This window comes from Streptomyces sp. NPDC040610 (assembly GCF_055594065.1).
Map to the genome: position 1 here is coordinate 327,393 of NZ_JBVIXA010000008.1, position 14,398 is coordinate 341,790.

At 73.7% G+C, this 14,398-nt stretch carries 13 protein-coding genes; 9 read left to right on the forward strand and 4 right to left on the reverse strand.

Annotation, left to right across the window (positions count from 1 at the left end):
- Positions 1–589: 589 nt before the first annotated feature.
- The 5 genes from ACZ6AA_RS27215 (at position 590) to ACZ6AA_RS27235 (ending at position 5,943) form a co-directional block, all read left to right on the forward strand.
- Positions 590–1,327, forward strand: a complete 738-nt coding sequence (locus ACZ6AA_RS27215) for an LmbU family transcriptional regulator (protein WP_468456407.1) — start codon at positions 590–592, stop codon at positions 1,325–1,327.
- 40 nt (positions 1,328–1,367) lie between these two features.
- On the forward strand, positions 1,368–2,477 hold the full coding sequence (locus tag ACZ6AA_RS27220; RefSeq protein WP_471460519.1) for a DegT/DnrJ/EryC1/StrS family aminotransferase: 1,110 nt from the start codon (positions 1,368–1,370) through the stop codon (positions 2,475–2,477).
- Between the two features lie 185 nt (positions 2,478–2,662).
- On the forward strand, positions 2,663–4,027 hold the full coding sequence (locus ACZ6AA_RS27225; RefSeq protein ID WP_471460521.1) for an NDP-hexose 2,3-dehydratase family protein: 1,365 nt from the start codon (positions 2,663–2,665) through the stop codon (positions 4,025–4,027).
- A 76-nt stretch (positions 4,028–4,103) separates the two neighbouring features.
- Complete coding sequence (locus tag ACZ6AA_RS27230; RefSeq protein ID WP_471460524.1) at positions 4,104–4,757, forward strand: dTDP-4-dehydrorhamnose 3,5-epimerase family protein; 654 nt, start codon at positions 4,104–4,106, stop codon at positions 4,755–4,757.
- Positions 4,758–4,779: 22 nt separating this feature from the next.
- A complete protein-coding gene (locus tag ACZ6AA_RS27235; protein WP_471460527.1) occupies positions 4,780–5,943 on the forward strand; it encodes an NAD-dependent epimerase/dehydratase family protein in 1,164 nt (387 codons plus the stop codon).
- Between the two features lie 303 nt (positions 5,944–6,246).
- On the opposite strand, the gene fabG is transcribed toward ACZ6AA_RS27235, so the two are convergent.
- Together fabG and ACZ6AA_RS27245 are read right to left on the reverse strand one after the other, a co-directional pair.
- Positions 6,247–6,951 carry a 3-oxoacyl-ACP reductase FabG gene (fabG, locus tag ACZ6AA_RS27240; RefSeq protein ID WP_471460528.1) on the reverse strand — a complete coding sequence of 235 codons (705 nt, stop codon included), beginning with the start codon at positions 6,949–6,951 and terminating at the stop codon, positions 6,247–6,249.
- 50 nt (positions 6,952–7,001) lie between these two features.
- Complete coding sequence (locus ACZ6AA_RS27245; RefSeq protein WP_471460530.1) at positions 7,002–7,805, reverse strand: TetR/AcrR family transcriptional regulator; 804 nt, start codon at positions 7,803–7,805, stop codon at positions 7,002–7,004.
- 148 nt (positions 7,806–7,953) lie between these two features.
- Here ACZ6AA_RS27245 and ACZ6AA_RS27250 point away from each other — a divergent pair, with 148 nt between their 5' ends.
- Both ACZ6AA_RS27250 and ACZ6AA_RS27255 read left to right on the forward strand, forming a co-directional pair.
- Positions 7,954–9,651 carry an MFS transporter gene (locus tag ACZ6AA_RS27250; RefSeq protein ID WP_471460534.1) on the forward strand — a complete coding sequence of 566 codons (1,698 nt, stop codon included), beginning with the start codon at positions 7,954–7,956 and terminating at the stop codon, positions 9,649–9,651.
- Between the two features lie 242 nt (positions 9,652–9,893).
- Positions 9,894–10,265, forward strand: coding sequence for an STAS domain-containing protein (locus ACZ6AA_RS27255; protein WP_468456422.1), 372 nt, complete (start codon positions 9,894–9,896; stop codon positions 10,263–10,265).
- A gap of 98 nt (positions 10,266–10,363) precedes the next feature.
- On the opposite strand, the gene ACZ6AA_RS27260 is transcribed toward ACZ6AA_RS27255, so the two are convergent.
- Positions 10,364–10,750: a DUF5997 family protein gene (locus tag ACZ6AA_RS27260; RefSeq protein WP_468456424.1), complete on the reverse strand. Its 387-nt coding sequence runs from the start codon at positions 10,748–10,750 to the stop codon at positions 10,364–10,366.
- A 58-nt stretch (positions 10,751–10,808) separates the two neighbouring features.
- On the opposite strand from ACZ6AA_RS27260, the gene ACZ6AA_RS27265 reads away from it, so the two are divergent.
- Entirely contained in the window at positions 10,809–11,660 is an 852-nt protein-coding gene (locus ACZ6AA_RS27265) for a LysR substrate-binding domain-containing protein (RefSeq protein WP_471460540.1), read from the forward strand.
- A 133-nt stretch (positions 11,661–11,793) separates the two neighbouring features.
- The gene (locus ACZ6AA_RS27270; protein ID WP_471460542.1) at positions 11,794–13,239 is read left to right on the forward strand and encodes a M20/M25/M40 family metallo-hydrolase; all 1,446 of its coding nucleotides are present in this window, start codon (positions 11,794–11,796) and stop codon (positions 13,237–13,239) included.
- Here the strand turns inward: ACZ6AA_RS27270 and ACZ6AA_RS27275 are convergent.
- Positions 13,137–14,081, reverse strand: coding sequence for a helix-turn-helix transcriptional regulator (locus ACZ6AA_RS27275; protein WP_468456430.1), 945 nt, complete (start codon positions 14,079–14,081; stop codon positions 13,137–13,139). The genes ACZ6AA_RS27270 and ACZ6AA_RS27275 overlap by 103 nt on opposite strands.
- Positions 14,082–14,398: the final 317 nt, after the last annotated feature.

Genomic DNA, 14,398 nt, shown 5'->3' on the forward strand with positions numbered 1-14,398 from the left:
ACGCGGAAGTCGTGGGGTCCTGACGGCGGCATCGGAACGCGTCCGCGCCGTGCCCGCCGCCGACCGTCCCGCCGGCGGGACGCCGTGCCGCGTCCCGGCCCGACCCTGCCCACCGCCGCCGGGAGCTGACCCCGGCGCCCGGTCCGGCGCATCCGGAACGGCCTGCCGACACGGTCCGCCCGCCTCCGGGCCGACCACCCGCGTTGCGAAAAGCGCAGGCGCGCCCGGACCCGCCGCATGACACGGCGACGCGCCGAAACCGTCGGAATCAGACCGCGCCGGAAGGCGATCAACCGCATGCTCCGGTCCGGGTTCGCCATCGGCCCATCCGGAACAACCGGCCATTCATTCCCCTGGACACCGCGCCGTGACCTGCCGCAGACTGCCGGAGTCTCGGGACGACTCGGGGCAGGTGAGAGTACAGCACGCTCACACGGAGGATGTCTTGCCAAGCAAGAGGCACGGGGGAATACCTCCCGGCGTGAGGCCGCTACCGCACTCGATTCCCACAGCGATTCCCAACCAGATTTCCAACCCGATTCCCAGAACCCTTGCGGGAGGGCTGCCCAGAGACCACAATCCATCGAATGTGCAGGACCGTAAATTCGGATCGCAGTTGCATGTGAACGCGTCCGTGGTGGCCCGGCGCACCTCGCTCGACCTGCCGGTCGACCTGCCGCTGGACCGCTGGCGCAGCCTCGGCACGCACATCGCCGTCATCGCCGACTCGTCCAGCTGGTGGCTCGGGGACTGGCTCATCTACGGCCAGGCCCACTACCCCGACCGCTACAAGATCGCCCTCGCCGACACGTCCCTGAGCTACCAGACGCTGCGCAACTACGCCTGGGTCGCGGGCCGGTTCGGCGTGGCACGACGGCGCGGCCGGCTCAGCTTCCAGCACCACGCCGAGGTGGCGGGCCTGGAGGAGCGGGCCCAGGACCACTGGCTGGAACAGGCCGAACGGCACGGCTGGTCCCGCAACGAACTGCGCCGCCACATCAGGGAAAGCCTGCGCGCCCCCGAACGCAGACCGCCGACGGAGGCGGCGGCACGGCCGGGGCCGAGCGAGAAACAGGCGGCCATCCGCTTCAAGATCACGACAGAGCGGCGCATCCGCTGGCAGAAGGCCGCGGCCAACCAGGGCCAGGCGCTCGCCGAGTGGATCGTCTCCGTACTCGACCGCTGCGCGCCCGCGACGGTGCGCCCCGCCGACGGTGTCACCGCCGACCTTCCGCACCACCCGGTCCTCGCCGGGCGCGCGCTGGAGGAGTGCGGCGCCGCCCACGCGCGGTGCGGGCCACTGGAGCCCGCGGCGCCGCAGCCGTAGCGCGACCAGCCGACCCCGAGCGAACCGAGGACCAGTGACCATGGGCATCAAGGTCTGGAACTACCTTGCGGAGTACGACGCCGAGCGCGCCGACATCCTCGACGCCGTCGACACCGTCTTCCGCTCCGGACAGCTGATCCTCGGTCAGCGCGTCGGGGCCTTCGAGCGGGCGTTCGCGGACTACCACGGAGTGCCGCACTGCGCCGGTGTCGACAACGGCACCAACGCTCTCGTCCTGGGGCTGCGCGCCCTCGGGGTCGGCCGCGGCGACGAGGTGATCACCGTTGCCAACACGGCGGCGCCCACCGTCGTCGCCATCGACGCCGTGGGCGCGACGCCCGTGTTCGTCGACGTGCACCCCGACACGTATCTGATGGACGTGGACCGCGTACCGGACGTCATCACTGAACGCACCAAGTGCCTGCTGCCGGTGCACCTCTACGGCCAGTGCGTCGACCTGGCGGCGCTGACCGAGCACGCGGCCGCGTACGGGCTCGCCGTCCTGGAGGACTGCGCGCAGGCCCACGGCGCCCGGCAACGCGGCAGGCTCGCCGGGACGACCGGGGACGCCGCCGCGTTCTCCTTCTACCCGACCAAGGTCCTCGGCGCGTACGGCGACGCCGGGGCCGTCATCACCTCCACGGAGGCCGTCGACGCCGCGCTGCGCAGGCTGCGCTACTACGGCATGGAGGACCGCTACTACGTGGAGGCGACCCCCGGCCACAACAGCCGCCTCGACGAGGTGCACGCCGAGATCCTGCGCCGCAAGCTGACCCGGCTCGACGACTACCTGGCCGCGCGCCGGGCCATCGCTGCCCGCTACGCGGAAGGCCTGGCCGGCACGGACCTCGTGCTGCCCGCCCTGGCCGACGGCAACGACCACGTGTACTACCTGTACGTCGTGCGCCACCCCCAGCGCGACCGGATCATCGCTGAGATGGCCGCGCGGGACATCACGCTCAACGTCAGCTACCGCTGGCCCGTCCACACGATGAAGGGCTTCGCGCACCTCGGCCACCGCCGGGGCGACCTGCCCGTCACCGAGCGGGCCGCCGACGAGATCTTCTCGCTGCCCATGTACCCGACGCTGACCAAGGCCGAGCAGGACCTGGTCGTGGAGGCGCTGCGCGAGGTGCTCGCCGCGCTCTAGTCGGCTTTCGCCGGCCGGCTTCTCAGGCCGGTGTCTCAGGCCGGTGTCTCAGGTCGGCTTCTCCGCTCGGGCGGCGGGCCCTGGACCAACGGCGTTCCGTGGGAGGTGCCGTCATCGTCACGTCACGTCGAGCCGCTTCGGTCGTCGCCGCGGCTCCGGAGAGCGGGGGCCCGACCGCGGGGATCGTGAACCTGGACGCCGCGTTCGCCGCCTGGTGGGCCGAACGTCGCAGTGCTGCCCGGCTGTCCGTCACCCCCGTCCCCTTCCGCGACCTGCCGCACTGGTCGTTCACGCGGTGCGGCGACCTCGTCCACGACAGCGGGCGCTTCTTCACGGTCTCCGGGATGCGGGTGCGCGGCCCCGAGGGGTCGGGCCGCGACCAGCCGGTGATCGTGCAACCGGAGATCGGCGTGCTCGGCCTGCTCGTCAAGCAACTGGACGGCGAACCGCACGTGCTGCTCCAGGCCAAGGCGGAGCCGGGCAACATCGACGGCATCCAGCTCTCGCCCACCGTCCAGGCGACCCGCAGCAACTACACCCGGGTGCACCGGGGCGGCGCGACCCGCCACCTGGAGCACTTCACGGGCCCCGGCCGAGGCCGTGTCCTCGTCGACTCCCTCCAGTCCGAACAGGGCGCGTGGTTCTGGCGCAAACACAACCGGAACATGGTCGTCGAGCCGGTCGGGGAGGTCGCAGAGCACCCCGACTTCCGCTGGATCGCACTGCGTACGGTGCGGCGGCTCCTGGGCGTGGACCATCTGGTGAACATGGACACGCGTTCCGTACTGGGGTGTCTGCCCGCAGGACCCGTGCTCACCGAGCCTGCGCCCACCGAGCCTGTGCTCACTGCGCCTGTGCTCGCCGCGCCTGCCTCCGGTGCGCCCGTGCCGCCGGGGGCCGCCGTCGACCCGCTCTCCCTGAGCGCGCTCACCAGCTGGCTCATCGACGCCAAGCAGCACTGCCCCTGGGACGCCCGGCCGGTCCCGCTCGCGGACATCGAGGGCTGGACGCGTACGGAGACGGAGATCGTCGACGTCCGCGAGCGGTCGTTCCGCATCATCGCGGTCCGGGTGGAGGCGGGCACCCGCGAGGTGCGGCAGTGGGCCCAGCCGCTCCTCGCGCCCCGCCGCCCGGGCCTCGCGGTGTTCCTGTGCCGAACCGGCGGGGGCGTGCCGCGAGTCCTGGTCCGGGCGCGGACCGAGCCGGGCCTCGGCGATCTCGTCGAGCTGGGGCCCACCGTCCAGTGGTCCGACGACACCGGGCCCGCCGTGCCGGAGGAGGCCGGTCCCTTCGACGGCTCGGCGCTGACCGACGATCCGGCGTGCGTACGGTTCGACGCGGAGCTGTCCGAGGAGGGCGGCCGCTTCCACCGGGCGGCGACCCGCTACCGGATCATCGAGGCGGACGCCGCGCTGCCGTCCCGCGACGCCGAACTCCCCGACGACTACCGGTGGCTGACGTTGTATCAACTCCACGCGCTGGTCGCGCGCGGCCACCACGTGAATGTCCAGGCTCGCAGCCTCCTGGCCTGCCTGGCGTCTCTCCCGTGAGCCACCCGTGAACCACTCCGGGCCCTGCCCACACCCTCCGCGAACCTCGCGAACCCCGTCGAAAGGACAAGGTGCCGTGCGGACAGCCGAGTTGGGCGTACGCGGCGCGTACGCGTTCACTCCCACCGTCTTCCCCGACGAACGCGGCCTGTTCGTCGCTCCCTATCAGCGGCCCGCGTACGCCCATGCCGTCGGCGGGCCGCTGTTCCCGGTGGCGCAGACCGGGCACAGCCGGTCCCGGCGCGGGGTCGTCCGCGGCGTCCACTTCACCCGCACCCCGCCCGGCATGGCCACCTACGTGCACTGCGCCCGCGGCAGCGCCCTCGACCTCGTTGTCGACCTGCGCGTCGGCTCGCCCACGTTCGGCCGCTGGGACTGCCTGGTCCTGGACGCGGAGACGTTCCGGGCCGTACACCTGCCGGTCGGCGTGGGCCATGCCTTCCAGGCCCTCGAGGACGACACGGTGATGGAGTACCTGCTCTCCGGCGGGTACGCCGCCGACGACGAGAAGGCGGTGTCGGTGACCGACCCCGCCCTCGCCCTGCCCCTGCGCGAGGACCTGCCGCGCCTCCTGTCCCCCCGCGACCAGAACGCACCCACCCTCGCGGCGGCCGAACGAGCGGGCCTGCTGCCGGAGTACGAGACGTGCCTGCGCCTCGACGCACGGCTGCGGGAGGCGGCGCTTGCGGGGGCGGGGGAGCGGGAGGGGGAGGGGGAGCGTCGTGGGTGAGGTGGGGGTGGGAGGTGGAGGGGTGGGAGTCGGTGGGGCCGGTAGGTCCGGTGGGTCCGGTGGGTCCGACGGCACCGGCACCTCCGGCGGGATCGTCCGCGATCGTCTGTCCGTCGGCGGCGACCCGCCCCGCATCGCCGTGCTCGGTGCCTCCGGCTTCCTCGGATCCGCCGTCGCCGCGATGCTCGCGCGGCGGCGTCTGCGCCTGCGTCTGGTGGCCCGGCGTCCCAGCGCAGTCCCGGTCGGCGCGGTGGCCGACGTCGAGGTGCGTGCCGTCGATCTCACGGACACCGCGAGCCTGGCCGCCGCTGTCGTTGATGTCGACGCGATCGTCCATCTGGTGTGCCACCGTTCCGGCGCGCGCGCCTGGCGCACCGACGACGATCCGCTGGGGGAGTGGGTCAACGTCGGGATGGTGCACGCGCTCGTCGACATCCTGCGGGCGGCGCCGGAAGCGCGGCGGCCCGCGTGCGTCTTCGCCGGGTCGGCCAGCCAGGTGGGGCTGACCGCGCGCGACCGTGTCGACGGCACCGAGGAGGACCGCCCCGCCAGCGGCTACGACCGCCACAAGTCCCTGGCCGAACGGGCGCTCCTCGACGCCACCCGCGAGGGCGTCCTGCGCGCGGTGTCCCTGCGACTGCCGACCGTCTACGGCGAGAGCCGCACGCCGACCGCCGCCGACGGTGGTGTGGTGACCGCCATGGCCCGGCGCGCCCTGGCCGACGAGCCCCTGACCGTGTGGCGGGACGGCACCATCGGCCGGGACCTGCTGCACGTCGACGACGCGGCCCGCGCCCTGGTCACCGGCCTGGACCGCGTCGGCGAACTCGCCGGACGGCACTGGGTGGTGGGCACCGGCCGCATGACCACGCTCGGCGACCTCTTCCGCACCGTCGCCCGACTCACCGCCGACACCACCGGCCGCCCCCCGGTCCCGGTCGTCACCGTCGAGCCCCCGGACCACGCGACCCCCGTCGACTTCCACAGCTTCACGGTCGACGCGACCGCCTTCCACCGGGCCACCGGTTGGGCGCCACGGGTGCCGCTGCATATGGGGCTGTCCCGGACGGTGGCCGCGTTGGCGCGGAATGGTGGGGAGGGGGAGGTGTCCGGGGCGAGCTGGTCGAGCGAGGTGGACGGGACAGAGAGGTCGGACGGGCCGGACAAGGCAGGCAGGCCGGGCTAGTGGGGTGGTCGGGCTGGGCAGACCGGCTGGACCGGGCGAGGCGGAGGCTGGGCCAAGCGCGAGGGCGGGCGCGTCAGCGGACGCGGGCGGGGCAGACTGCCCGCGCCCAGGCAGCTCAAGTGGGCAGGGCGAGCAACGCGCGCGGGATCCGGGCCGGGTGTACCGGGCCTCGGCGGACAAGCGGGACGGGACCGGGGCGACCGGTGAGGCACCCGGCGTAAGGCGAAGCGCGTGGGCCGCAGGAACACGCAGACCGGAACAACGCGCCAACCGCAGACGCCCGCCGAAGCCCAGGTCGACCCCTCAGTGGCCCATCCCCAAGCCCCCGTCGACCGGCACCACGGCCCCCGTGATGTACCCGGCGTCGGGCCCCGCCAGGAACGCGACCACGGACGCCACCTCTTCCGTCGTGCCCACGCGGCCGAGCGGCACGCCCTCCGTCATGGCGGTGAGCCGGGCCTCCGGCAGGGACGCCGTCATGTCCGTGTCGATGAGACCGGCCGCGACGACGTTCACCGTGATGTCGCGGGGCGCAAGCTCCCGGGCCAGGGAGCGGCCGAAGCCGATGAGGCCCGCCTTGGACGCGGCGTAGTTCGTCTGGCCCGCCGTGCCGAGCAGCGCGGAGACCGACGAGATCAGGACGACGCGGCCCCGGCGCGCCCTCATCATGGGCCGGACGGCACGCTTGGCGACGCGGTAGGCCCCGCCCAGGTTCGTGTCGAGCACGGCGGCGAAGTCGTCCTCGGCCATCACCGCGAGCAGCCGGTCTCGGGTGATGCCCGCGTTCGCGACGAGCACCTCCACCGCGCCCTGCTCCGCCTCGACATCCTTGAACGCGCGGTCCACCTGCTCCGGGTCCGTCACATCGCACCGGACCCCGAACAGCCCCGCGGGCGGTGAGCCCGAACGGAACGTGACCGCCACCCGGTCGCCGCCCGCGGCCAGGCGGCGGGCGACGGCGAGCCCGATCCCCCGGTTGCCTCCCGTGACCAGAACCGAACGTGCCATCGCTTCCTCCCCCGTATCGCACGGACTTGCCCCGTCCCGCCCGCCGCGGCCTATGCCGAGCGGCGGAGCACCAACTGCTCGATCCCGTCCAGGAGCCGCTCGAGGCCGAACTCGAACGGAGCCCCCGAGTACGGCGTGCCGCCCGCCGCCAGCGCCCGGCTCAGGGCCGGGTAGGCACCGAAGTCCACGAGCCGTCCCAGGACTTGGTCACGCTCCCGCGTGTCCTCGTCCTCGGTGCCGGGCACGGCGTCGGACGCGACCCCGGACGCGGCGCCCGATTCCGTGCTCGGCCCGGGGCCGGACACAGTACGCCCGGCCCCGGGCCCCCGCAGCCGCCCAAGGCCCCGCACATACGCGTCCACCGTCTCGATCGCCGACAGCTTCTCCGTCTCGCTGAGCCCCGTGCCGTCGAAGATCCGCAGCGCCGAGTCGAGCCAGCGCAGCATGTTCGGACCCGGCACCTGCTCGGCCGCGCCCAGCTCCAGGACCCAGGGGTGGAGCCGGATCTCCCGCCAGTCGTCGTGCGCGAGGGCCGTCAGCTTCGCGCGCCAGTCGCCGGGCAGCTCGTGCGGCAGGGTCCGGCCGATCGCCACGGCGTCGAGCATCAGGGCCTCCAGCTCGGCCCGCCCCGGAACGTACGTGTACAGCGAGGCGACGCCGACGCCGAGCCGCGCGGCGACGCGCCGCAGCGACATGGCGGCGGGCCCCTCCCGCTCGGCCACCTCGATCGCGGCCTCGACGATCCGGTCCAGGGTCAGCCCGCGCGCCGGTCCGCGCGAGCCGCGCGTGTCGCGCCCCCAGAGCAGCGCGAGCGCGCGCTCCAGCGGGGTCGATGCGGTCAGCGGATCCGTCACCGTGCGGCACCCTCCGGCTCGTACGCCGTCGTGGGCGGCGCACCTTTTGCGATCACCACGAAACTCAGTATACCGTTCGGAGTTAACCGAACAGTGCTCGGAGATCGGGCAGCGTCAGGCGGCGTCGGTCGGAGTTTGGGGCGGACACATGATCGGAGACATTCCCGCGGCGGCCACGAAGAGCCCGCGGGCGCCCCGGCGGCGCGAGGAGCGGACGCTGCACGCCGCCGCGTTCACCAACGGGCCGAACGAGCTCTTCGACTTCATCCTGCCCCTCTGGGCGGGGGCGGCCCTCGGCCTGAGCGCCACCGAGGTCGGCATCCTGATGGCCGTCGAGATGGCCCTCTCCGTGATCGCCCGGCCGATCGCCGGCGTGCTCGCCGACCTCTTCGAGCGCCGCTACGTCGCCGCGACGGGCGCGGTCCTGTACGCGGCCTCGGCCGCCGGTTACGCCCTCGCGCAGAACGCGGCCTCCGCCTACGCCGCCGCGGCGGTCGGCGGAGTGGGCGGCGCCCTGCTGTGGGTCGCCGTCCGCGCCATCGTCAGCGAACGCCTCGCGGAGGACTCCGCGGTCTTCCCCCGGCTCCTCGCCTCCCAGGAGACCGGCTCCTGGGTGGCCTTCGTCGCGGGCATGGTGCTGATCGGCGAGATCGGCTTCGACGGGGTCTTCTGGGCCTGCGCGGGGGCCTGTCTGCTCGCCGCCGCGCTGCTGTTGTCCGCGCCCCGCAGGGAGGGTGCGAAGAGCATGGAGGGTGCGAAGAGCATGGAGGGTGCGAAGGGCGCCGCGGGCTCGGCCGTCGCCGGGCTCGGTGCCGTCGGGCGCAGGCTCCGCCCCATGCTGCTCGCCGTGGTCGTGACGATGACGGCCGAGGCCGCGATCTCGCTGCTGCTCCTGATGCACCTCCAGCGGGAGTTCGACCTGGAGGTGATCCAGGTCGCGTACGTCTTCCTGCCCGGCGCCATCGCCATGAGCGTCGCCGCCGAGCGCCTGCACGGCTACGTGGTCCGCTTCGGCCGCACCCGCATCCTGATGTGCGCGTCGTTCGCCAGCGCCGCCTTCGCGGCCGGGCTCGCCTGGGCGCCGAACCCCGTCGTCATCGCCGCACTGTGGATCCTCAGCGGGCTCGCCTGGGCCGCGGTCATCCCCATCCAGCAGGCCGTCATCGCGGAGGCGTCCGGCGAGCACACGGGCCGGGGCATGGGCGTGTACGAGTCCGCCAACCTGCTCGGCGCGCTGATCGGAGCCCTCACCGCTGGCCTGTTGTACGACGGCGCCGACTGGACCGTCGCCTGCCTCAGCGCGGCCGCGCTGATCCTGGCCGGAGCCGTAGTCGTACCTCGGGCGGTACGGAGCCTGGGCGTCGCCGACGTACCCCCGCCGCCGCCCGAACCAGAACCCGAACCGGAACCGGAGCGCGACCCCGAGCCCGAGCGCGGACCCGAGCCCGCACCGGCGCCGAAGAGCTCCCTCGCGAAGAGCCCCCTCGCGAAGAACTCCGCTGTCGAGGGCGCCGCCGTGAAGGGTGCGCCCTCGAAGGAGAAGAGTGCGCCCGCGAAGGAGGAGCCCCCGAGGACCCGGGAGCAGCTTCTTCGGGAACTCGGGCGGCACGCAGCTGTGTTCACCGTCGTCCAGGTGCTCCTGATGCTGGTGGGGCTCTCGTGGCTGCGCGATCTGGTCACCCAGGACACCGTCGATGTGCTGCTCCACGGCGGTGGACAGGAGTCGGGCTTCGCCCGGGTGCTGGAGGACGGCGGCAAGATCTGGGTGTTCGTCCTGGTCGGGCACGCGCTGTGGACGGGTGCGAAATGCCTGGCCATGGCGGTCGGCCGGGGCGGGCGCGGCTGACCGCGGCAGCGTCCTGGCCGTGCTCCCGGCGTGGGAGCGCGGGCTCCGGCACGTGTCAGTGGGATTCAGCCAACTCTTGTTTAATGCAGGGCAGTTGCATTATTCTTCGCCCGTCGGGTATGCCAAGGGCAAGAACGTGCCACCCCTGCCCCCGGTGGCGACAGCTCATCGCTCAGACCCCGCCGGTGGATCGCACGGACTCACCCCGGAGCCGCGCACTCACGGTGCCATGAGGGGGAACGATGCTCGAGGACCACGCCGAGTTCGGCCTCCGCGCCGAGGTGCGGCAGGAACGACTGGTCGTCGCGTTCTGGGGCGAGCTGGACATCCTCGCGGACGAGGTCCTCGCCGCCCCGCTCACGCGACTGGCACGGGAGAGTCACCGTGACCTTGTCCTTGACCTGCGGGCGGTGTCGTTCCTCGACTGCGGGGGGCTGACGCTGCTGTGCCGCGCTCGGGACGGGGCACAGCGGCGTCAGGCGGGGGTGGCGCTCGTCGTCGACAACGCGTTCTTCCGCAAGATCCTTCGTCTTGCCGGATTGGCGGACACGTTCGAGATCACCGGGGATCTGGAGAGCGCGCTCACCGCGGGCGCGGAAGGTTCACCGGTGTGACGCCGGGCCCGATCTCCGCGGCCCGGCTCCCTGACTTCCCATGCCCCCGGCCCGGCCCCTGACTGCCCGCCTGCCCGGCCTTCGGCTGAGCCCGTCGCTCAGTCCTCGCCGCCCTCTCGCTGCTTCTCCTTCAGGCGCGCCGCTTCCTTGCGGACGTCGGCCTGCGTGGCGCGCTCCCGGCGCAGCCACCCCGGGTCCTCCGCCTTCAGGGCGTCGATCTGCTCCGTGGTGAGCGCCTCGGTGACGCCGCCGCGGGCGAGGCCCGAGATGGACACGCCGAGCTTGGCCGCGACCACCGGGCGCGGGTGCGGGCCGGTGCGGCGCAGGTCCTGCAGCCACTGGGGCGGGTCGGCCTGCAGTGCGTTGAGCTCGGCCCGCGAGATCACGCCCTCCTGGAACTCGGCGGGGGTGGCCTCGAGGTACACACCCAGCTTCTTCGCCGCGGTCGCGGGCTTCATCGTCTGGGTGGTCTGGTGCGACGTCATGGTCACCAGGGTATCGAGCGCCTGAGCGACCTCTGACCACGCCGGGTAGCCTGGCGGGGTGACAGGCTCGGAAGTAACCCCTTCGTTCCGGCTCGCCTATGTCCCGGGGGTGACACCCACAAAGTGGGTGCGTGTCTGGAACGAGCGGCTGCCCGACGTCCCCTTGACCCTCGTACCGGTGGCGCCCGCCGACGCGGACGCGACCCTGCGGGACGGCGCCGCCGACGCCGGCCTGGTGCGGCTGCCGGTCGACCGGACGGTCCTCAGCGCCATCCCCCTCTACACGGAGACGTCCGTGGTCGTCGTCCCCAAGGACCACGTCGTGACGGCCGCCGACGAGGTGAGCGCCGAGGACCTGGCCGACGAGATCGTGCTGCACCCCGAGGACGACACCCTCGACTGGGAGAGCCTGCCCGGCCGCCCCGCGCTCGAGCGCCCCGCCACCACGGCCGACGCGATCGAGCTGGTGGCCGCGGGCATCGGCGTGCTCGTCGTACCGCAGTCGCTCGCCCGCCTGCACCACCGCAAGGACCTCACCTACCGGCCGGTCACCGACGCGCCCCAGTCCAGCGTCGTGCTCTCGTGGCCGGAGGACGCCACCACCGACCTGGTGGAGGAGTTCATCGGCATCATCCGCGGCCGGACCGTCAACAGCACCCGCGGCCGCCGCGCCCCGGAGGCGCGGGCGAAGGCCCAGAGCGCGGAGAAGGACGGCGCGCGCCGCAATGGCGGGACCGGCGGTGCCGGGGGCAAGAAGACGTCCGGCACGTCGGCGGCGGGCAAGGGCTCGGCCCGCAAGGCGTCCGGGGGCAAGCCCGGCGGAGGCAAGGCCACCGCGGGCAAGAACGTGCGCCGCGGCACGGGCGGCTCCCAGGGCGCCAAGCGGGGGAAGCCCCGCCGCCGCTCGTAGCCGTCCTGGGGGAGGTGGTCGGGCGAACGCGCCGGGCGGGGGAGCGAGGCACGGCACGGCCCGCCCGCCGTGGCTGTCCCACCCGTCCCCACGCCCCCTTGCGGCCCGTTGTGGTGTCCATGACTATGGCCGCATGGCGGAGCAGACGGGCACCTCCCGGCGCAGGGTTCTCACGGTGGCCGCGGCCGCCACCACGGCCGCCACCACGGCCGCCACCACGGCCGCCACCACGGCCGGAGCCGTAGGCCTTCAGGCGGGCCCCGCGGCGGCCCGCGACGGCGTCGGCCCGGGCCCCACCGCGCAGGATCCGTCGCGCGAACTGCGGGCGCTCCTGCGGGAGATCGACCACCGGCGCATCGAGGCGACCGTGCGGCGGCTCGCCGCGTTCGGCACCCGGCACACGCTCTCCGCGCAGGACGACCCTCGGCGCGGCATCGGCGCGGCACGGGACTGGATCCTCGCCGAGATGCGGCGCCACGCGGGCGCGGCGGGTGGCCGGATGCGCGTGGAGCTCCAGTCGTACGTCCAGGAGCCGGGCCCCCGCATCCCGGAGCCGACGCGGATCACCAACGTCGTGGCCACACTGCGCGGTTCGGAGTCCCCGGACCGGCTGTACGTCGTGTCGGGGCACTACGACTCGCGGGCGAGCGACGTCATGGACTTCACCAGCGACGCGCCCGGCGCCGACGACGACGCATCCGGGGTCGCGGTCGTCATGGAGCTGGCGCGGGTCATGGCGCGCCGACGGCTCGGCGCGACGGTCGTGTTCGCAGCCGTCGCCGGTGAGGAGCAGGGCCTGTTCGGCGCGGCGCACATGGCGGAGCAGTACAAGCTCCAGAAGGCCGACGTCCAAGGGATGTTCACCAACGACATCGTGGGCAGTCCCACCGCCGACGACGGCACCCGCGACCCGCGCACGATCCGCCTCTTCGCGGAGGGCGTGCCCTCGTCCGAGACCCCCGACGAGGCCGCCGTGCGGCGCTCGGTGGGCGGCGAGAACGACTCACCGTCGCGCCAGCTCGCCCGCTTCGTACGGGACGTCGCCGCCAACGACGCGACCGGCATGAAGGTCCGCGTCGTCCACCGCCGCGACCGCTACCTGCGCGGCGGCGACCACATTCCCTTCCTCGAACGCGCCTACCCGGCCGCCCGGTTCACCGAGCCCGCCGAGGACTACGCCCACCAGCACCAGGACGTCCGCGTCGAGGACGGCAAGCAGTACGGGGACCTGCCGGAGTTCTGCGACTTCCCGTACGTCGCGCGCGTGGCCCGCGTGAACGCCGCCGCCCTGTGGAGCCTCGCCCAGGCCCCCGGCACCCCGCGCGGCGCGAAGATCCTCACCGCCGCGCTCACCAACGCCACCGAACTCGTGTGGGAGCGGGGCCCGGAGCCGGCCCTCGCGGGGTACGAGGTCGTCTGGCGCGAGACCACCGCGTCCGACTGGACCCATGTGATCGACGTCGGTGACGTCACCCGTCACACCGTCGACCTGTCCAAGGACAACGTCTTCTTCGGCGTGCGCGCGGTCAGCCGCTCCGGCCTGCGCAGCCCCGTGGCGTTCCCCTCGCCGCAGCGCTGAGCCGCCGCGCGCGCGGAGAGCGTGGCGAGCGCCGCGCGGGACGGCGTGCCCTCGTCGGCCGCGTACGTGACCAGGGCCTGGTCGGGCGCGTCGGGCAGGCGCAGCGTCTCGCGGCGCAGGGTCAGCTCACCGGCCACCGGGTGGCGCAGCCGCTCCACGCCGTGGGAGTGCTCGCGCACCAGCTGCTCGGCCCACAGCGCGCTGAACTCGTCGCTGCGCACGGAGAGTTCGCCGAGCAGGTCGCAGAGGCGGTCGTCGCACGGGTGGCGGCCCAGGTCCATGCGCAGCGCGGCGACGGTGTCGCGGGCGGTCTCCTGCCACGCCTCCGCGTCCGGGTAGAGGCCCCGCACGCCCGCGTCGAGGAAGTGCAGCCACGCCACGTTGCGCCGCTCGGCGGGCAGCGCGTCGAAGTCGGTGAACAGCGCGCGGGCCGTGCCGTTGGAGCCGAGGATGTCCAGGCGGCGCCCGACGACGTACGCGGGCACGCCGTCCAGCGCCCCGAGCAGCACCTTGACGCCCGCCCTGACCGGCTGTGGCGCGGGCGGTGTGGAGGCGGGATGGCGCAGGGCGCGGGTGAGGTGGCCCAGGTGCGCGCGCTCGGCGTCGTCGAGCCGCAGGGCCCGGGCGACGGCGTCGAGGACGGCGTCGGAGACGTTGTGGGTCCTGCCCTGTTCCAGTCGTACGTAGTAGTCGACGCTGACCCCGGCCAGTTCCGCCAGCTCCTCGCGGCGCAGACCCGGCACGCGCCGCCGCCCGCCGAACGGCCGCGCCCCGGCGTCCTCCGGCCGCAGCCGGGCGCGGCGGGAGCGGAGGAAGGCGGCGAGTTCGGTGCGGAAGTCCATGGGGGTGATTGTCCGGCACGGGGTGGTTCGGCCCGGAGTCAGGGGTTGCCTGGTCGGGGTGGTTCGGCCCGAGCCAGGGGTTGCCAGGGCGAGGTGGTGACGCCCGGAGCAAGGGCATTGCCTGGCCGAGGTGGCGACGCGCGGAGCGATGAGGTGGCCCGGCCGAGGTGGCTCCGCCAGGCCGGGGCCACGACCGGGTGCCGCCGACGCGAGGGTGGTTCTGCCAGACCCAGGGTCGAGCGGGGCCCTGGGTGGGCGCGTGGATCTCCCGCAGAGTCGTTCCTGCGGCCACCGGGCCACTCGTACACCCAGGAGAC